We start from the raw sequence: 20,046 nt of genomic DNA on the forward strand, positions 1-20,046 counted from the left end.
CTCTCAAGTTAATTGCCTTTTTTTCCGAAAAGAGAAAAGAGCCATTGTTTTGGCTCTAGGCGAGAACAACTTGATTCCTACCAGAATTTTTGGCTTCATACAGAGCAATATCTGCTTGATGGAACAGCGCTTCTACACTCAGGTTTACATCCATCTCCCTGCTCCATTTCGCTAGTCCACACGAGATCGTGACCTGTGGAGATGTCTCCTGCTCGACGCATTCCCGTATGCGCTCTGCTACAGAATGCGCGGTGTTTTTGTCCACACGAGGCAAATAAACAGCGAGTTCCTCTCCGCCCCATCTTGCTGCGATATCACTGTCTCGAATGCTATGTCGAATCAGATTGGAGACCTGAATCAGCACCTCGTCCCCTACCTGATGGCCAAATGTATCATTCACGGTTTTAAAATAATCAATATCAATCAAGATCAACGAGCCATAGTTGTCTTTTTCTAAGGATCCTCTTACTCGTTCATTCAAATGTCTTCTCGTGTACAGACCTGTCAAATTATCCGTAATGACCATACGTTCCATTTCATTATGCAGGACGGCGTTGGTCATTGCCAAGCTCGCGTGCTGACCAAATATTTCGAGGAGTTTGTAGTCGTCAAAACTAAAAAAATGATAACGGGAATCTGCGACTAACAGGACTCCACTAATCTCACCCTCGACAACGAGCGGAACCCCCATGAAGGAACAGCACGAAAAGAGCGAAAAAGGGAGCGGTCCTGCCCCTGGCTGAGCCAGCAACAATGCCTGCTTGTTTTGCAAGATTTGCTGAAATGGCTTTTCTTTCGAATCGATAACCTTGCCGTTGAACGCTGGTATGGAGGAAGAGAGCACATGGAAGCAATCTTCTCCCGGCGTTTTTCGCAAAATGGCACAAAACTCCGCATCAAAGGTAGCCCGCATCATCGTCGTAACAAAATCGAGAATTTCCTTTAAATCAAGACTTCTGTTCAACTGGCGTGCCATCTCATTAATCAAACGCAATTCTCGAATTAAATTGCGCGATTGCTGATAGAGTTGTGCGTTTTCAAACGCAGTGCCAGCCGTATCCGCCAAGATCGAGATGTAGTCCTTTTCATGCTGATTCAAGGTAATTCGTTGATCGGAGGTCACTTGCAAAACACCGTAGATGCCTTGCTTGCCCAAGAGTGGCGCTGCGATCACCGTCACCTGTTGTTCCCCTTCTCCCACTTCTTCGGCAATGAGACGTCCTTCTAAATAGGCCTTGGTACTGGTAGACGGCTCTACTTCTTGAAAAGAAAGCTGTTTAACCGGGGTGGTTGCATTGGGTTCAACCGTCAGGAAAAGCTCTGCCGACAAGTACGGGTAAAGGCTGGGAATGCTCGTCACGATTTCATGCAAAACATCATTTACATCAATTGATGCCTGAATTTTTGACATCAACTGATACAATAAGTCTTTTTTGCTCGCTTCACGACGCAGGTCGTCCGACATGATCGAACGCCAAAGCGCACAGCTTGCCTTCGCGCCTATTTCCTGCAAAAAAGCCACATCCCGTTCGTCGTACACGCAATCTGTCTCTTCGGGTGGCAGATGCAAAAACAGTGCGTAGAGCGGAGTTTGATTCAAGGAGACAGGAACGACGACAAGCCTGTGGTCATCCAAAATGGATGGCATGATTTGCGTCGTACCGAATCTCGAAACCAGTTGGGCAATGTGGGTTTGTCCACCTTCGACCTCCTGCGTTGTTACGCTCTCCTGCGGAATCAACGTGGCGTCGTCCGCGAGCTTCACGGCGGAACAACAGCCTTTTTGGATAATGTCACTGATCTGACTCGTCAAGCTTTGCAGCAGCTCTTTGGTCGTATCGTGCAGCGTCAAATCCATGACAATCTGGCTTGTTACGTGTTGAATATAAGCATCATATCCCATGCGAATTAACGGCTCTAACCCGCGCATGTAGGATGACAAATCAAAATGAATTTGGTCTTGGGGCACTAACATGCCTATGACAGCTCGAACCCTTCCATCTTCTTCACACAAAGGAAAGGCTCCACACACGTTGTTCGTTTCACTGCTCGTTTTGACTACGATCTCTTTGGAGGAAAGTGCCTCTACAATAAAATCAAAGACTTTGCCAATCGATACATCGTGTTGCAGGGTAAGCCCTTGAGAATTCTGAGATGGACCAACCTGCATTTCCATGAAGTTGATTACACGGCCCCCGGAATCTGTCAAGAAAAGGATGCCTGGGCGCTTTTCCGGCCAAGATTGTAAGATAAAATGGGCCGTGTAGGAAAAGACTGTCTCTAACTTCCCCAACATTTTACTTGACACGAGAAACTCCCTCTCTCAGCATTTTCTCAAGCTTTCAAATGGTCTGTATCATTAACGGATAGAAGTTCCCACCTACGATCTACATACCGAAATATGGTAATACCGGTATTATCGATACGTGTAATCCCTGTTCCTTGTTCTCCTACCGTCACATAATGCAAGAAGCTATTAATGAGACCGCCATGCGAGACAACGACAATCGCCTCACCCGGATGGCTCCCTGCTATTTCTGTCATGGCAGCAACAGCTCGACGCTGCATGTCTTCGAATGTCTCAATTCCACAGGAGGCTTCATCCTGATTCTCAAATCGCTCACGTATTTCTTCATAGGTGAGCCCCTCCCACTCCCCATAACAGCGCTCCCGCAAGGTTGTCCGCGTAGAAACAGAGGATTGGAAGTTACCAGCAATCTTGGCAGCCGTATCACGCGCGCGACTAAGATCACTCGAATAAAAAGCGTGAATCTTCTCGCCTCGCAACCTGTCTGCTACTTGCTCGGCTTGACGTACCCCGAGCTCGTTTAACGCGATGTCACTGTGGCCTTGTATACGACGAATCTGATTCCACTCCGTCTCTCCATGACGAATGAGATACATGATGGTTTCCAAAACGATTTATCTCCTTACCGTTCTGTATTCTTTGGATAGTATTTCTTATTATATAAGATGCCTGTTCACAATTCTAGATTGATAAAAAAACATTTGGTACAAAATTCCTATATTTCATTTCTTTCTGCAAATACCCAGGACTATTTTTTCGTGGGTTTGAACTGAAACGAACTTTCAATTCCCCTCGTCAGAGGTGATAAGAAGAATATGACATCGTTGGAGGGGTTCCTATGAAACCGTGGATCATTCGATCTAGCTCATTTGTTTTATCTGCCAGTCTTTTGCTGCCTGTCGCACAAGCGCATGCACAATCACCTCATGTGAGTACCAGTAAAATGGCGACTACTGTGGCACAAGCAGACTCTGTGGCACAAGCCAAAGCAAAGCTCTCCAAGGAAGCGGCCTTGGCACTCGCTACAAAAATTGTGCCTACCGCTGGAATGACGGTGCAAAATGTGTCATTTCGTTCAGCAGATAGCTGGCGCTCATTTCCTGAATGGTCGTTTAGTTGGGTGAAGAAGGATCCAGAAAACGGCAGAGTCCTTCTATCCTATAGCGTCAGCATCCACGCTAATACAGGCGAGCTAACTTCCTACTCACGTCAAGAGCAGGAAGCATCCTCGCTTCCCTATGCAAAGCGAATTTCCTATACGGAGGCGCAAGAGCGGGCGAAGCACTTTTTCGAGAAAAACAATGCAGGAAAAGCAGCGGAAACAAGACTGTATACACGCGATATGCCAGAACCAAAAACTCCGCTGAACTCGGAAGTTTACTATAATTTCCGCTTTGTTCGTGATGTGGACGGCATTCTCTTTCCCGACAACGGCGCGGATATCACCGTAGATGCTTCCGGCAAAGTGATCAACTATTCTCTGTCCTGGAACGACGTGACCTTCGCGGATACGGATACACAAATCTCAGAAGAGGAAGCCGAGAAACTTTTTAAAAAACAAGCGAATCCAAAACCAGTTTACCTGTTGCCGTGGGAGCAGATGGAGACACAAAATAACAAGCCATCTCTCGGGTATATAAATCCCTTCCCATTCTACATTGATGCGGAGACTGGCAAAGCATTGACACAATCGTTGACCCGGTATCAACCAGCGAAGGATCCTGAGCCTGTAAGCAGCAAAGTCCTTCCTGCACGCCGCAGCGGACAACCGCTCTCCCAAGAGGAGGCTGTACAATGGGCGCTGAAAGCGTTGAAGCTGTCCAACTACGAGCTTCGTTCTGCCAATTACAATGAAAAAGACTACCGTGGCAATCGTCCTGTCTGGGATCTCGAATTCGGCGAAAAAGGCAACAGCGAAGAAGGGTTTGCGTATGTTTCTGTGGATGCTGTAACTGGGGACATCTACCGGTTGAACAAGGACTTCCGCAACCATAAAGAAAAAACAACCGCTTCTAAAAAACCAGACATGGAAAAATTCAAGGCAAAAGCGATGGAAACGATACGCGAATTGGCGCCAACCATGGCCCACCAGCTTTACTGGACAGAGCGTTTTGAAGAGGAAGTCAAATACCAACCCGTTGATTCCGAGCGGACGCAGATCCGATTTGAGCGTTTTATCAATGGAATAGCAGCAGCTAGCGGCTCTGCCTTCTTCACGTTTGACACAGAAACGGGCGAGCTAATGAGTTACAGTACTGAATTGGGCAGCGAAACATACCCGACACAAGTTCCCAAGCACCTGCCTGCTGCCGAAGCGAGCGAGAAGTGGTGGACCGAGACAAAAGCGGAGGCAGTATACGCCCTTGTCCCTCTTATTCCTGAGGATGCCAAACGCGTAAAAGAGCAGCCTTCCTACACACCGAAACGAACCGCCAAGATCGTTTATCGGGCGACCATTACGCCATTTGAGCAGCCGTATTATCTAGACGCTGTAACAGGCGAGTGGAGCTCCAGCTCTACTGGCAAAACGCTTGTGCTGCATCGTCCCGCTCCTGCCGATTTGAAGGGGCATCCAGCAGAGAAGGAACTCTCGCTGATGTATGAATACGACGCACTAACACTTGAAAACGGTAATATTATGCCGCAAAAACCGATCACACGTGGTGAAATGATTGAGATGCTCATGATCAGTCTCAACCAAGGCAGACACTATCCACAGTACTCTTTGGAACGAAAGGCCACCTACAGCGATGTGGCAAATGGTTCACGCTTCTTCTCAGCCGTAGAAGGTGCTGTTGATCGCGGACTTCTCGATAAAAATGCTTCCAAGCTGAACCCAAATGAGACGATTACACGGGAAGAGCTCGCTGATATGATTGTTCGTGCACTCGGTTACAAAAAACTGACGGACTTCCCTGGCATGTTCCAGTCTGAGCTCTCAGACATTGCCAATTCCAAGTACCGCGGTTCGATCGTGATCGCGACTACCCTCGGTATTGTGCCGACCGATAAGCAGAAATTCCAGCCGCAAAGCATCGTCCCTCGTGCCGATGCAGCCATTACCTTTACCCGTTTCCTCGAAAAACGGGATACGCAAGACGGACTGGTTACTTTGTTGCGAAAATAACACCCAAAAAGCGCCATCCATCCCACTTCTTGCGGCGGATGGCGCGCTTCTTTTCCCTTGACTTTACTATATCGCGCCTAGTATTATTGAATGTATGTGTACAGGGTAGCATTGATTGTAGGTAAAAACGGAAGGATGTACCCTCTTAGTTCCCTCCCTTTACAGACTGCGGCTGATCATCTGTGAGGAGCACGATGCGGAAACGCTACCGTCCGAAGTTCGTGTAGATAAAGTAGGAACTAACCTGCCGGAAGTAAACACCTGCGAATCCATATTAAAGGAGAATGAAAACATGTCACGTTACACAGGACCTCGCCACAAACTGGCTCGCCGTCTGGGTATTTCCCTCGATGGTACAGGAAAAGACATCAAACGCAACTTCCCTCCAGGTCAACACGGTCACAACAACCGTCGTAAACTGAGCGAGTACGGAATCCAGTTGCAAGAAAAGCAAAAACTGCGCCACATGTTTGGCCTTAACGAAAAACAATTCCGCCGCACTTTCGACAATGCTAGCAAAATGGCTGGCGTAGTGGGCGAAAACTTCATGAAATTGCTGGAATCCCGTCTGGACAACCTGGTATACCGCATGGGCTTTGCTCCAACTCGCCCAGCTGCTCGTCAGTTGGTAAACCATGGTCACTTCCTGGTAAACGGCAAAAAAGTAAACATCCCATCCTACCGCGTACAACCGGGTGATGTAATCTCCATTCGTGAAAAGTCCCGTGGTCTGCAACTGATCAAGGACGCTCTGGAAGGTCGCACTTTCCTGCCGAACTACGTTACATTCAACGATGCTGCTGCTGAAGGTACCTTCACTCGTCTGCCAGACCGTGAAGAAATGCCTGCTGAAATCAACGAAGTTCTGATCGTTGAGTTCTACAGCCGTTAATCGTCTGAGGATAAAAAGAAAAAGAGTAGTGCCGCTTGTCGGCCTGCTCTTTTTTTATGTATTTGCTTTTTGCCACGCTTTCACCCGCGCCAACACCTCTCGGACGAATTCATTTTTCTGATTGGAATAGTCCAACAGGGTTAGTGCCCCTTTTTGCACAATCTGCTTCTTGAACTCCCCGTAACGAAAGGCCTCTTCTTTATGTGCCCGCAAATAACTTCGCAGGATGAGATTGTCATTCTACAGAGCTCCCTTATAAGAGACGACATGAGCATGAAAGGAGCGCTGACCTCTTTTGCGAAAATACAGCCTTCGAGATGAATCGGCTCGTCTATATTCATTTGTCTCCTCCTCTGAAATCTATTGTCTGATCCCACTCTGTAAGCTTAACAATGCCTGTGAAACGCAATCAATCACATGTCGTTGACAGCATTCAACGATTTTTGACACATTTTGCTATCTCCTACGCATTTTCTATCCTCTAGGTTCCTCCTATGGTATAATCAGGGGGTATGCTAGGGGGTCGTAGATTATGTCGAATAACCACACATCTTCCTCTGAACCGACGAAGAAAAAGCGACGCAGAAGCCGCAGTAGAATGTTCTGGATCATCTTCCAAATCGTCTTCGTGCTAGGGCTAATGGGTGCTGCAGTCGCGGGAGGAATCGTGACAGGTTATGTTGCCGCACTCGTGAAGGACGAGCCTGTGCGCAGCAAGGAGGAACTGGAGAATAAAATCTTCACCAACTATCTGACTGGATTCGCCTACTACAACGACGGCTCTCTGATCGGCCAATTGCGGGCCGAAGAAGGCGATCGACGTTTAGTGAAGAAAGCAGATGTTTCTCCCTATTTAATTAATGCCATCATCGCAACGGAAGACAAAACCTACTATCACCACTCCGGAGTTTCGCTTCAATCTACCATGCGCGGAGCCATTCAGGAAATTACCAACCAGCCTGTCGTAACAGGTGGTAGTACGATTACGCAGCAGCTTGTAAAAAATACAATTCTTTCTGCTGAAGTTAGCCACACCCGTAAGGCACGTGAAATCTTTACCGCGATTCGAATCGAGCGGATGTTTTCCAAAGATCAGATTCTGGAAGCCTACATGAATGAAATTTACTTCGGAAAAAACGCCAACGGATCAAACGTATACGGCGTTCAGGCTGCCGCGAAAGGGATTTTTGGCAAAGATGTAAAAGAGCTCGGGCTTGCTGAGGGCTCCTATCTTGCGGGCATGATTCAAAACCCAGGTGCCTACTCTCCATTCCGTGCAGAAAGCTATCAGCGCGGGAAGGAACGCCAAAAAATGGTGCTGGATCGCATGCTGGAAAATGGCTACATCACACAAACTCAATACGATGGAGCTATCGCCGGTGATTTGAAGGCACAGCTAGCAAAACCGACGCAGCAAGCTTATCGAGAAGTACCTTTCTTGATGATGGAAATTGAAGATCGTGCCGCACGTCAACTTGTGGATGCAGACCTCTTGGAAAAAGGACGTGACAAATCAACCATCGGCCGCAACGAATACCGACAGCTGGTTGAAGAGAAACGTCGCGACATACTGCGAAAAGGGTACAAGATACATACCACGATCGACAAGAGCGTATATGACATCATGCAGGCTGTTGCAACCGACCCGAAAAACTTCGGTAAGAATCGTACCTATACGATTCGCCGCTCTAACGGCAAAACAGAAAAAATCGAAAATGCTCTGGAAGAAGTCGGCGCAATGCTGATTCACAACAAAACAGGAGCCATCCTCGGCATGATCGGGGGACGGGACTTCACGGTGGAACAGACAAACCACGCCACTGTACCTCGTCAGCCAGGTTCTGCCATGAAACCACTTGCCGCTTATGCTCCTGCTTTTGAACTGGGATTGCTCCAGCCAGCGTCTCCAATCGATGACGCTCCGGTGCTACTCGCTGACGGCCAAAACGGTTCCCATTTACCAAAGAACTGGAACAACAAATGGCAAGGGATGATGAGTGCCCGCGAAGCGTTGCGGATGTCCTGGAACATTCCGGCGATCAAGACGTATTTGAAAGTTGGCATTCCAACGGCTCTCGAATACGTAAAGAAAATGGGAATCACTACATTGGTAGATGCTGACAACTATGCAGCTACTGGTGTAATTGGCGGTCTTACCTACGGAACAACTGTTGAGGAAATTACAAACGCCTATGGGACGTTCGCAAATCATGGTTCTTTCGTGGATGCCTATCTGATTGACCGAATCGAAGATAGCACCGGAAAAGTAATTTACCGCCATGAGACTAAACCAGTGCAAGTGTACAGCGAGCAAACAGCATACTTGATCACTGATATGATGCGTTCCGTTGTCAATAACGGTACTGGTACACACATCCGCAAATACGTGCCGCGCAAAGTCGATGTGGCAGGTAAAACCGGAACAACGAACAACAGCAACGACCTCTATTTCGTCGGTTACACGCCAGAGCTGTCCATGGGGGTATGGGTTGGCTTTGACGAGCCATATCCAATGCCAGACGCAGACAAATATGTTCCGATGGTCGTATGGGGTAAGGTCATGAAGGACGTCATAGCAAAGCATCCGAACCTTTCAGCTCCTGACTCCAGCTTTAAAAAGCCGGCGGGAATTGTCAGCGCGACTGTTGACTCGAAATCAGGTCTTTTGCCAAGTGAGCTATCAAAAGAAGCTGGCCATTTGATCACTGATATATTCAACAGCAAGTTCGTTCCGAAGAAGGTGGACGATACCCACCAAAAAGCACGCGTGATTACGTATAATGGCGAACGATATTTGGCGAAGGAAGGAACACCTGAGGATTTTGTTACCGAAGGCGTCTTCTACCGCTCACCTGATCCACTTCCTACCAAGGAGCAAATTCAAGCGAAAAACAGTAGGGTCTCCACCCAACCACCAGATTGGGAGCAGCGCCTTCCTGACAAAGAAGATCCTCGCACAGAGGCAGGAGGAGCGCCATCTTCGCCAAGTGGTGTAACAGCTACAGGCTCAGGCAAGCAAATTACACTTTCGTGGCAATCAGCCAAAGAGCCTGACTTGGTCGGTTATCGCATCTACCGCGCTGATATGCAGAACGGCTTTGTCAAAGTAGCGACTGTAAAAGATCCAGCGGAATTGACTTTTGCCGATACGACTGCAATCCATCGGGATTTAGGCTATTATGTCACTTCTGTGGATATCGCTGGCCATGAATCGCAGCCTTCCGCAATCGCTTCTGTCGGTTCAACGCAGACATGGCAATTGCCTGATCCAAATCAAGGTACGGAAACAGGCATCCCGAATCCGATGGACAATAACGGGAATGGCCAAACAGATCCAGGCGGAACTGCGACGGACCCAACAGATGGATCAGGAGGCACGAATACAAACACAGATTCTGCTTCACTACCTGCTGCCCCGAAATCCTTGTCTATCAAAAATACGCCTAACGGTTGGCAGCTAAAGTGGAAAGGAAGCAGCTCGTCTGAGCAGATGTACAACGTGTATTTTAGCCCAGACTCAGCAAGCGGCTATTTGCTACTCGGTACAGTCTCTAGTACAAGCTTTACTCACGCAGCAGAAGTACCAAATGGCAGCAACTATTACATTACCGCAGTCAACAGTTACGGAGAATCGCCACATTCTAACATCGTAACTGCCAACACCTCAGAATAAACTGGAATGACAACTGACAGAGATGGTTAGACGCCATCTCTGTTTTTCTACAATCGTAAGGGGGGGAACTGATGGAGCACGTCAAACGCTATCATTCATTGAGTTTAATGGTGAACAACAAGGAGCTGCTCGTCGAAGGACCGATTACAGGAAGTTATCTGGCCTCATTACGCTTTGATGAGGGACTGAAAGCTTTTCGTATCCCTGAACAGCAGCATGAAGCTCTCATCGAAATCGCTGATTTGCCTGAAGGGCGCATTATTATTGCACGCGAAGGAGACCTCGTCCTCGGCTACGTGACCTTTCTGCACCCCGATCCACTGGAGCGATGGTCACAAGCGCAACTGCCCGATTTGCTGGAGCTGGGCGCGATTGAAATCAGTCATAAAGTGAGAGCGGGTGGCGTAGGCAAAAAGCTGCTAGAAGTTGCCTTCCTGGACGATGCCATGGAAGACTACGTCATTATTACAACGGAGTATTATTGGCATTGGGACCTGAAAGGAACAGGACTCGATGTATGGCAATACAGAAAGGTCATGGAAAAGGTCATGGGCAGCGCAGGCCTGAGCTGGATGGCGACTGACGACCCGGAAATATGCTCACATCCCGCCAACTGTCTCATGACCAAAATCGGCAAGCGTGTACCGCCAGAAACAGTCGTTGCCTTTGATGCTATGCGGTTTCAAAATCGTTTTCTTTACTAGTTTGGATGCCTTTTGATTCCAGGAGGTCACTCTTATGCGTATTGAAGAGATTATGCGAAAAAAAATGGTCACGATCCAGCCATCCACTACAATCGGAGAAGCCCTTCTTCTCCTCCGTGCAAACAGAATCAGGCATTTGCCTGTCATTGAAAACGACTCACTCGTAGGCATTGTCTCAGACCGTGATCTGCGAGACGCTCTCCCCTCTCGTCTGCTGACACATGACGATGACGACACCGTCCTGCACAAGCCTGTAGCCGATATCATGAATCAACAAGTCATCACTGCCCACCCACTGGATTTCATCGAAGACGCAGCCCTCCAACTATACGAGCACAAAATCGGCTCACTACCCATCGTCGAAGGAAATCGACTCGTAGGATTGATTACGGAATCGGATCTTTTCTCTAGTCTGATTGAACTGTTCGGCGTTAACAAACCTAGCTCCCATATCGAAGTAGAAGTAGACGACCGCGTCGGCATGCTGGCAGAAGTCAGTCAAGTCTTTCGCGATGCACAAGTAAATGTCACGAGCGTCGTAGTCTTTCCCGGGAAAAAGCCCGCGAAAAAGAACCTTGTTTTTCGGGTACAGACCATTGATCCGCGTATCGTGACGCAATTGCTCCTTGAAAAAGGCTTTTCCGTAATCGGTCCTACGGAAGGAGGGATACCCCAGTGAGCCGAAATGCTCGTCTGATCTACTCTCCAGACTACACGCAATATTATTTTCATGATGATCATCCGTTCAACCAGCGTCGTCTGCTCCTCACACACGATCTGATGAGCAGTTACGGAATACTGAAAGACGCAGATATCCTGGCACCCCGACCAGCAACAGATGAAGAACTCGCCCTGGTGCATGACCCACGCTATATCCAATTTGTTCGCGATCAGGGCCATAGTGAACACGAGCTTCCGCAGGCTGCCAGTTATGGCTTGGGAACAGAGGACGTTCCCTGTTTTTCGAACATGCATGAAGCGTCCTCGCTGATCGTCGGAGGTACGTTAAATGCAGTGGACGCGGTTATGAGTGGACAGGCCAAACACGCCTTCAATCCCGCCGGCGGGCTGCACCATGCCTTTCGTGGACGCGCCTCTGGCTTTTGTATCTACAATGATTGCTCCGTCGCGATCGCCTATTTGCGAAAAAACTGGAATGCGCGCGTGCTGTATATCGACACTGATGCCCATCATGGTGATGGGGTACAATGGGCGTTTTACGATGACCCTCATGTACTGACTGTATCCATTCACGAAACAGGAAAGTATCTCTTCCCGGGAACAGGCAATTTGTCTGAGCGTGGAGATGGAAGCGGTTATGGTTATTCTGTCAACGTTCCGCTCGATGCCTTTACAGAAGACGATTCTTTTCTGGAAGTATATGACGAGCTGGTGTCAAACCTAGCGGCTGGCTTCAAGCCTGATGTCATCCTGACCCAGAATGGTTGTGACGCTCATGCGTACGATCCCCTCACCCATTTGTCTTGCTCGATGAAAATTTATCAAGCGATTCCTCGTCTTGCTCACCGTCTCGCTCATGAATATTGTGACGGTCGCTGGATTGCAGTAGGCGGCGGGGGCTACGATATTTGGCGGGTGGTGCCGCGGGCGTGGACACTGGTATGGAGTGAGATGAGCGACCAGCCTCTTACGGACGGTTCTCTTCCCGAAGCCTGGCTCAAGCGCTGGCAACCTGAGACAGATTTACCCTTGCCACCACGGCTTTTTGACGAACCATTTCCAACAATCCCACGACGAGCAGAGATCACGGAAAAAAATCGGCTTACGTTAGAACGTGCGATGCTGCACGCACCTACTGGATCAGAGAAGTAAGAAAACCTCTACCGAAAAAAAGCGTGCTGCCCTCGTACCTTTGGGTACTGGTCAGCACGCTTTTTCTATTCCAAACTCTTATTTCACTAGCTCTTCCAGCTCAGACGGTGCAAAGCCTTTTACCGCTTTATCGCCTACGACTGTTACAGGCACACCCATGAAGCCAAAGCGCTCTACTTCCTCTTGATAGGCACGACTCGTCATGACATCGCGTACTTCAAAGGAAACATCTTTTACTGTCAGCCAGTTCTTAACCATGTCACAATCCACACAGTTTTTCGTCGAGTAGACAATCACTCCCGCAGCTATCGCTGCTCGTGTAGCTGTCAGCATGTTACGGACAATCGCGTAGGAGCGCTGGGATGCCAGCTTGGTAAATTCCACGAAGTTTACATGCGCGGAGCCGTCTGCTTTATCCGACATCGAGCGAACCACGACAAACGGCACGCCATTCATCGCACATACTTGTCCTACAGATGCCCCTTCCATTTCGGTACAGTGTGCTGCAAATTGCTCATACAGCCATTGAACCTTTTCCCGACTGGCAACAAACTGGTCACCAGACAGGATACGACCGCTCACTACTTGAACTCCCGCTTCCAGCTCCTTGCCCGCATCGATCGCTTGCTGCATCAGCCCAGCATCCGCTTGCCAGGTCCATTGCTCTGTAAACGGAATCTGTCCTGGCTCAAAGCCAAGTGGTGTCACATCAATATCATGTTGGATGCAATCCGTCGAAACCACAATGTCACCAATATTTAATTCAGGGTGAACAGCTCCTGCCACACCTGTGAAAATGACACGTTCCACTTGGAATGAATCAATGAGGATTTGTGTCGTCACGGCAGCATTCACCTTGCCGACACCTGATTTGCACAGCACGACATCCTTGCCTTCCATTTTACCTGTGTAATAGGTAATGCCTGCTTTGGTGGCAGTAGTCGTCTCTTGCATCGCTTCCAAGTAAAGCGCGATTTCTTCATCCATCGCACCGATAATTCCGTAACGCATTTCCCATCCCCCTCTTGCTGTCAATTACCAACGTTCCGTTTCGATCAAGCTTGCTCGGGTTTTGTGCTCTCCCGATACTCAATTCGATGCGGCAGCAGCACGACATGTTCTTCGACGTTCTCGTTATTCATGTACTTGGTCAACAGGCGCATCGCCACCGCACCAATATCATACATGGGCTGTACGACAGAAGTCAGTCGCGGACGCACCATTTCAACCAGACGAATATTATCGTGACCAATCACTTCGATGTCACCTGGCACGTTCAAGCCAGAGTCTTGTATGGCGTGGATTGCGCCAATAGCCATCTCATCATTCGCTGCGAAAATCGCCGTCGGCGGATTTTTAAGGGCAAGAAACCCTTTTGTAGTGGACAAGCCCGATTCATAAAAGTAGTTGCCTGTGGCAATCAGCTCTTCATCCAGCTCGATGCCCGCATCCTTCAACGCCTTTTTATAGCCTTCATAGCGCATCAACCCTGCCAATGGATCGTTTGCAGGACCCGCGATCATTGCAATGCGCTTGTGCCCGCGTGCAACCAATGCCTCCGTTGCATCATATGCAGCTTGGAAATGGTCAATGCTTACCGACGGGAGTACGTTGTCCGCATCGCGAGTCGCAGCGAGTACAGTCGGTACAGACGTGCTTGTTAATGCCTGCAAATGATCTTCTTTGATTTCTGCCCCCAGGAACAGAAGCCCGTCCACTTGCTTTTCGAGCAAAGTATTAATGAGCTGCAATTCCTTTTCCATCCGTTGGTCAGAGTTACACAGAATGATATTGTATTTGTACATGGTAGCGATATCTTCAATCCCCCGCGCTAATTCGGAGAAAAACAAACTGGAGATATCCGGGATGATGACACCAACTGTTGTCGTTTTTTTGCTGGCGAGTCCACGAGCAACCGCATTTGGTCGATATCCCAAGCGCTCAATCGCAGCCAATACCTTTTTTCGGGTCAAAGGCTTTACGTTGGGATTCCCGTTGACTACACGGGAAACTGTCGCCATCGACACCCCCGCTTCTCTTGCTACGTCGTATATAGTAACCGGCATCATGCACCCTCACTTTTCCCTATTTTTTGGTTTTCATAAGCGTTTTCATAAATATATGCACCTATGATACGACAAGCCGTATGCCGTTGCAATCGTTTTTGACGGCTTGTGCACCCGTTACTTCATGAGTTTGTTCATCGTTTTCAATAGCTCATCAATCACTTCATGATCGCCTTGCTGAATGCGATCCATCACACAGCTTTTCATATGTCCTTCGAGGAGCATTTTCCCAACCGCATTCAGTGCAGACTGCACCGCTGCAATTTGATTGAGAATGTCGTCGCAGTAGACATCCTTTTCTACCATTCCACGAATTCCACGAACTTGTCCCTCTACCCGATTCAGACGGGAGATGAGATTAGACTTGATTTTATCCGGCCTTTCAGTGGACCGATCCGTCGAGCAGCATTGATGGTTGTCTTCCATATGGCCTATCCTCCTTCACCAATATCAGCACGTAATTCTAGCTTACTTGGTCGCCAATGGTTCGTCAAATGAGAAAGGTCCTCCCGCGCGCAGGAAGGACCTTCAAAACGTACCCGAAAAGGTATTCTTATACTCTCGTTGCCACATTCTCGTCTTTGTACAGGCCAGAAGCAAGCAGTTCATCAACGAACTCGTTGAACTGTGGAATGTTCAACTGTTGCTTCGCATCAGACAGTGCCACATCTGGATCTGGGTGAACCTCTACCATGATTCCGTCAGAACCGACTGCGAAGCCTGCTTTCGCGCAAGGCAAGAGCAGATCACGACGACCTGTAGAGTGCGTCACGTCGACAAACACTGGCAAGTGCGTCTCTTGCTTGAGGAGTGGTACCGCAGAAATATCGAGCGTATTGCGTGTCGCTTTTTCATACGTGCGAATTCCACGCTCGCACAGCATGACTTGTGAGTTCCCTTCGGACAGGATGTACTCTGCCGCGTAGATGAACTCTTCAATCGTAGCGGAGAGGCCACGCTTCAAGAGGATCGGCTTGTTCACACGACCTGCCGCCTTCAGCAGCTCGAAGTTTTGCATATTGCGAGCACCGATTTGGATAACATCGATGTATTTTGTCGCCATCTCTAGATCTGCTGGCGTCACGATTTCACTGATCGTTACGAGGTTGAATTCATCCCCGATGCGTTTGAGAATTTGCAAGCCTTCTTCACCCAGACCTTGGAAGTCGTATGGCGAGGTACGAGGCTTGTACGCACCGCCGCGCAATGTGCGCAGTCCGCGTTTTGCGTGGTTTTCTGCTACGGCTCTTACTTGCTCGTAGCTTTCCACGGAGCAAGGACCTGCGATCAGAATCGGATTTTTTCCTCCGAACTCTACGCCTTTTACCGTGATAACCGTATCCTCTGCCTTTTTCTTACGGCTAACGAGGAGTACTTTTTTCTTATCGTCGTCTTGCAGATCTAAGGAAACTTGGAATATTTGCTTGAACAAATGACGAATAGCATTGTCATTGAAAGGACCTTTATTGTTTTCCACGAGCAGATTGAGCATTTGGCGCTCACGTTCTGGGTCAAAACGGTTGCTGCCCTGTTTTTCTTTTTCTTTGCCGAGCTCTTGAACCAAGGTAGCTCGTTTGTTGATCAATTCAAGAATTTGCAGGTTGATCTCGTCTATCTGCTTGCGCATGGTTTCGATTTGATCGTGTGCCATCTCTCTCCACTCTCCTCTTTTTATATGGGGATTTATCGATAAATTAGGGTAATTATAATCGATTCAAAGACCCTTGTCAGCAGTTTAGCGCCAAAAAGCGCGAAAGTAAATTTTTTCTGTTTTTTTATCTTTTCCAATTATTCGTCAAAACGAAGAAGATTCCTTGATTCGACAGGATTCTTTCCCTTTCAAATCGAATAGTTTTGGATATATGTTCTAGCTAAAAGCGATTGTTCCTTTCCGATACAGTCCAAAATTACCGATAAGTATTGTAAAGACTTCATGAACAACCTCTTACAAGGAGTGACCTACTTTTGTCTGACATCATAGCCCCTGAGCTTATTTTTTCATTAGATATTGGAACGCGCAGCGTCGTCGGCCTGATCGTGGAAACGACCGGCGAGCAATACCGCGTATTGGACTGCGCCATTCGAGAGCACGATGAACGCTCCATGCTCGATGGGCAAATTCACGATATTGTCGCCGTAGCTAAGGTGATTCAACAAATAAAAGAAGAGCTGGAGGGAAAATACGGCAAGCTGCATCAGGTAGCGGTCGCTGCTGCTGGTCGATCATTGCGAACCCGCCGCGTGCGTGTGGATATGCCCTTAGCCAGACATGCCTTCATCTCGCGTGAAGATGTTGTCGCGTTGGAGTTTTCCGCTGTACAGGAGGCCCAAGCCGCATTAGCCCAGGAGCTAAAGGACCAAGACGTCACCCGCTATTATTGCGTGGGTTACAGCGTCGTCCATTACCATCTGGATGGAGAGTTGATCGGGAGCCTGATTGATCAGCGGGGTGACGTAGCAAGCGCAGATGTGATCGCAACCTTTCTTCCACGCGTGGTTGTCGACTCGCTGATCGCTGCTCTGAAACGATGCGATCTGGAAATGCAGGCATTGACGCTTGAGCCGATTGCCGCCATTAATGTCCTGATTCCTGTGACGATGCGCCGACTGAATATCGCTTTGGTCGACATTGGAGCAGGTACTTCTGACGTAGCGTTAACTGAGGAAGGGGCCATTACCGCTTACGGCATGGTTCCTATTGCAGGCGATGAAATCACGGATGCGCTCATGAACGCCTTTCTCATGGATTTTCCGATGGCAGAAGAAGTGAAGCGTCTCTTATCCACTGAGGAGTCCGTCACCTTCACCGACATTCTCGGCATGGAGCATACGATGAGCGCTGCCGAGGTAACCAGTGCGATTGAAGCAGACATCCAACAGCTCGCTGATAAAATTGCCTTCAAAATATTGGAGCTCAACGGAAAAGCTCCGCAAGCGGTCATGCTGATCGGCGGTGGCAGCCTCACCCCTGGACTTACTGGAAAAGTCGCTCAGGTCTTGAATATTCCTGCCGCCCGTGTTGCCGTTAGAGGCGGCGATGCGATTAAACAATACGTTGGAGACAATCCTGGGCTCAGTGGACCTGAGTTTGTAACGCCAGTCGGCATTGCTGTTGCTGCTCGACGTCATCCATTGCGCTATGTAACGGTTACAGTCAATGACACTCCTGTGCGCATATTCGACTTGCGAAAAATGACGTTGGGTGATGCGCTCATTGCATCCGGACTGGATATCCGCCGTCTGTATGGTCGCCCCGGATTGGCGATGACCGTCACCGTAAACGGACGGATGAAAATGATTCCAGGTGGTCATGGTACAGCGCCGGTGATTCAGCGCAACGGAGAGGGCGTCAGTCTCGACACGCCAATCAATGACGGGGACCAAATCACCGTAGTGGCTGGTACAAATGGCGAGGATGCACGTGTGTTTGCCAAAGATTTATTCGATGAGCTGGACACGCTTGAAGTGGTCTGTAATGATCGTCCCTACTCGCTCGGTCCAGTCGTACATGTTAATGGAGCGACTGCTACTCTCGATACGTTGATCACAGATCGTGCCGAGGTGGACATCCGCCTTCCCCGTACTGTCTATGAAGTACTGGAGCTCGCCGCACTGAAAACGTCAGCGGAATCAGGCTTGCGCTTTTCTGTGAATGGACAAGATTATTCGATTCCGTCCCGTGTCGAGGTGATCGAGCTGAACGGAAGACCAGCAGCCTTGACAGATATCATCCGGCAAGGTGATGTCCTCGTCTATCGACTGGATGAAATCCCCGCCCCTTCTATACAAGATGTCATCCCCTTGGAAGAATGGGTACAGGAGACAATGATCGTCCACTTCAATGGTGAACGGGTCGTATTGCCTGTCGCACAGGTAACGATTACGGTAGACGGAAAAGCGGCGAATGCCTCTGATCCTGTGAGCGAAGGTGCCGACATCATAGTAAAGTCCTCACCTGCGTCAACACCTGTGTTTAGCGACGTCTTCCGTTTCGTCGATGTTTCCTTGGAAAAGCCCGACCGTGAGAGTATCTCTGGATTTGTGATGCTCGTCAACGGCGAACAAGCCAACTTCCAGACAGAATTGAAAAGTGGAGACAAGTTGGAGCTATTCTGGGAATAGTTTCTCCAATGCTCTTTTTCTCCATGCAAAAAGCCGGTCTCACCTCGCTTATCGGGTGTCCCGGCTTTTTGATTACACGTTGAGCGCCTGGCTAATCGCGTCTTTTGTAATTTTCCAGTGAGACGTGTGCCACTTTACTTCTCCGTCTTCCAGCAAAAAGATTTGCGGGGATTCGTGCTTGATGGAAAAACGATCCGCAACGGCGTTGGAGACAGGGCGATCTTCCCGTACCAGAATGACCGCAGATTCCACTTGATTGTCCTGCAAATACGTTTGAAACTCTTCATAGGCAGACGTACTGATCGGGCAGATCGTGCTATGCTTAAACAAAAGCTTTTTCCCATTTTTCGCTACGAACTCATCCAGTTCTTCTATGGAGTGAAGCTGTTTCTGTGACATGTTCATCTCTCCTTATCTCATGTGCCTACCAGTATACATAAGTCCAAGCAGCAAAGTCTACATTTGCGGTGCCGTGGAGAAATGAAAAAAGAGATACCTATCTTCTAGGCATCTCTTATTCCTTACACCATGATTTTCGTTAGACGTTCACGTAGCTCCAGCATCCATTTTTCATCGCCAAGGGACTGCGCCAACAAAAACAGATCCAATAGCTCGTTGACTTTTTCACCAAGTAGTTCTCTAGCGGTCGAATTCACCTTCTCATTAGCAATCAATACCAATAAGTTGGATAACTCTGACACTTCTTCGAATTCGATTGCCTGACGCTGCGGATGTTGGCCCAGTTCCTCCATGAGTGACTTCAAATCATCCTTAATCACATCTACCACTTGGGAATGGTCACAGTCTTCGTCCACGCAGACTTGTACAGGTACATTCATGATTTTAACTCGTTTCCGGTACACGACGTTGCGCAGCTCGATCTCCATTTCGTTCCCACAGCGGGTGCATCTCTTTTGCACGGTGTTCACCCCTACCTATCTATATGTATGTCTCTCATACTATTCGAGGGTCCTCCTTTCAATCCTGCTAGAGAGCAGGTGGTACTTGGTGGATATAGAGCCAGATATAAACTAGAGTCAACATAGTGGAGGAGAACAAAAAGCACAGTTCTCTTCGACTCTGACACGCCCACAAGGGGGATTGACTGTCCGTCTCCACTTCAAAAAGGGGACCGTCGATCCAAAGCCACCCTACGGGCGGATGTTTCTCAGGGAAGAAGTGTTCGACAACCGGGTCCCCTTTTTGAAGTTCCGACTGGGTAGGCGTTGTCAAGGTCTACGAGCCCTGTGCTTTTTCTTCTCACCAGCTTTGTTGGCACATCTGTAGCTTACTAAAACTTGAAAGAAAAAAGACGGTGCCA

Annotated in this window: 16 protein-coding genes; 7 read left to right on the forward strand and 9 right to left on the reverse strand. The window is 48.6% G+C overall.

The features are described 5' to 3' along the window. Nucleotides 1-55: 55 nt before the first annotated feature. Entirely contained in the window at nucleotides 56-2,296 is a 2,241-nt protein-coding gene (locus BBR47_RS20855) for a sensor domain-containing diguanylate cyclase (RefSeq protein ID WP_015892400.1), read from the reverse strand. A 38-nt stretch (nucleotides 2,297-2,334) separates the two neighbouring features. Further along, nucleotides 2,335-2,916: a histidine phosphatase family protein gene (locus BBR47_RS20860; protein ID WP_016742108.1), complete on the reverse strand. Its 582-nt coding sequence runs from the start codon at nucleotides 2,914-2,916 to the stop codon at nucleotides 2,335-2,337. Nucleotides 2,917-3,146: 230 nt separating this feature from the next. Here BBR47_RS20860 and BBR47_RS20865 point away from each other — a divergent pair, with 230 nt between their 5' ends. Beyond that, on the forward strand, nucleotides 3,147-5,435 hold the full coding sequence (locus tag BBR47_RS20865; protein WP_015892402.1) for an S-layer homology domain-containing protein: 2,289 nt from the start codon (nucleotides 3,147-3,149) through the stop codon (nucleotides 5,433-5,435). 292 nt (nucleotides 5,436-5,727) lie between these two features. Beyond that, complete coding sequence (rpsD, locus tag BBR47_RS20870) at nucleotides 5,728-6,327, forward strand: 30S ribosomal protein S4 (RefSeq protein ID WP_015892403.1); 600 nt, start codon at nucleotides 5,728-5,730, stop codon at nucleotides 6,325-6,327. A gap of 54 nt (nucleotides 6,328-6,381) precedes the next feature. Here rpsD and BBR47_RS32025 read toward each other — a convergent pair whose 3' ends face one another. After that, on the reverse strand, nucleotides 6,382-6,555 hold the full coding sequence (locus BBR47_RS32025; RefSeq protein ID WP_081437259.1) for a GrpB family protein: 174 nt from the start codon (nucleotides 6,553-6,555) through the stop codon (nucleotides 6,382-6,384). Nucleotides 6,556-6,859: 304 nt separating this feature from the next. Between BBR47_RS32025 and BBR47_RS20880 the strand changes: the two genes are divergently transcribed. The 4 genes from BBR47_RS20880 to BBR47_RS20895 all read left to right on the forward strand — a co-directional run bounded on the left by BBR47_RS20880 (nucleotide 6,860) and on the right by BBR47_RS20895 (nucleotide 12,537). Then, a complete protein-coding gene (locus BBR47_RS20880) occupies nucleotides 6,860-10,000 on the forward strand; it encodes a penicillin-binding protein 1A (protein WP_015892406.1) in 3,141 nt (1,046 codons plus the stop codon). 71 nt (nucleotides 10,001-10,071) lie between these two features. Then, nucleotides 10,072-10,704 (forward strand): hypothetical protein, encoded by a 633-nt coding sequence (locus BBR47_RS20885; RefSeq protein ID WP_015892407.1) that lies wholly within the window; start codon nucleotides 10,072-10,074, stop codon nucleotides 10,702-10,704. A gap of 34 nt (nucleotides 10,705-10,738) precedes the next feature. Next, nucleotides 10,739-11,383, forward strand: a complete 645-nt coding sequence (locus BBR47_RS20890; protein WP_015892408.1) for a CBS and ACT domain-containing protein — start codon at nucleotides 10,739-10,741, stop codon at nucleotides 11,381-11,383. Next, nucleotides 11,380-12,537 (forward strand): acetoin utilization protein AcuC, encoded by a 1,158-nt coding sequence (locus tag BBR47_RS20895; protein WP_015892409.1) that lies wholly within the window; start codon nucleotides 11,380-11,382, stop codon nucleotides 12,535-12,537. Before BBR47_RS20890 ends, BBR47_RS20895 begins: the two co-directional genes overlap by 4 nt. 78 nt (nucleotides 12,538-12,615) lie before the next feature. On the opposite strand, the gene BBR47_RS20900 is transcribed toward BBR47_RS20895, so the two are convergent. The 4 genes from BBR47_RS20900 to BBR47_RS20915 form a co-directional block, all read right to left on the reverse strand. Then, nucleotides 12,616-13,548, reverse strand: coding sequence for a 5'-methylthioadenosine/adenosylhomocysteine nucleosidase (locus BBR47_RS20900; protein WP_015892410.1), 933 nt, complete (start codon nucleotides 13,546-13,548; stop codon nucleotides 12,616-12,618). 44 nt (nucleotides 13,549-13,592) lie between these two features. After that, nucleotides 13,593-14,603: a catabolite control protein A gene (gene ccpA, locus BBR47_RS20905; RefSeq protein ID WP_015892411.1), complete on the reverse strand. Its 1,011-nt coding sequence runs from the start codon at nucleotides 14,601-14,603 to the stop codon at nucleotides 13,593-13,595. A gap of 117 nt (nucleotides 14,604-14,720) precedes the next feature. Next, a complete protein-coding gene (locus BBR47_RS20910; protein ID WP_007720961.1) occupies nucleotides 14,721-15,029 on the reverse strand; it encodes a metal-sensitive transcriptional regulator in 309 nt (102 codons plus the stop codon). A gap of 127 nt (nucleotides 15,030-15,156) precedes the next feature. Then, nucleotides 15,157-16,254 (reverse strand): bifunctional 3-deoxy-7-phosphoheptulonate synthase/chorismate mutase, encoded by a 1,098-nt coding sequence (locus tag BBR47_RS20915; RefSeq protein WP_015892412.1) that lies wholly within the window; start codon nucleotides 16,252-16,254, stop codon nucleotides 15,157-15,159. Nucleotides 16,255-16,568: 314 nt separating this feature from the next. Between BBR47_RS20915 and BBR47_RS20920 the strand changes: the two genes are divergently transcribed. Beyond that, a complete protein-coding gene (locus BBR47_RS20920) occupies nucleotides 16,569-18,725 on the forward strand; it encodes a cell division protein FtsA (protein WP_015892413.1) in 2,157 nt (718 codons plus the stop codon). Between the two features lie 72 nt (nucleotides 18,726-18,797). Here the strand turns inward: BBR47_RS20920 and ytxJ are convergent, their stop codons facing one another. Next, a complete protein-coding gene (ytxJ, locus tag BBR47_RS20925) occupies nucleotides 18,798-19,124 on the reverse strand; it encodes a bacillithiol system redox-active protein YtxJ (RefSeq protein WP_015892414.1) in 327 nt (108 codons plus the stop codon). Between the two features lie 122 nt (nucleotides 19,125-19,246). Beyond that, nucleotides 19,247-19,645: a hypothetical protein gene (locus BBR47_RS20930; protein ID WP_081437260.1), complete on the reverse strand. Its 399-nt coding sequence runs from the start codon at nucleotides 19,643-19,645 to the stop codon at nucleotides 19,247-19,249. Nucleotides 19,646-20,046: the final 401 nt, after the last annotated feature.

It is taken from the genome of Brevibacillus brevis NBRC 100599, from assembly GCF_000010165.1.
Taxonomy (GTDB): Bacteria; Bacillota; Bacilli; order Brevibacillales; family Brevibacillaceae; genus Brevibacillus; species Brevibacillus brevis_D.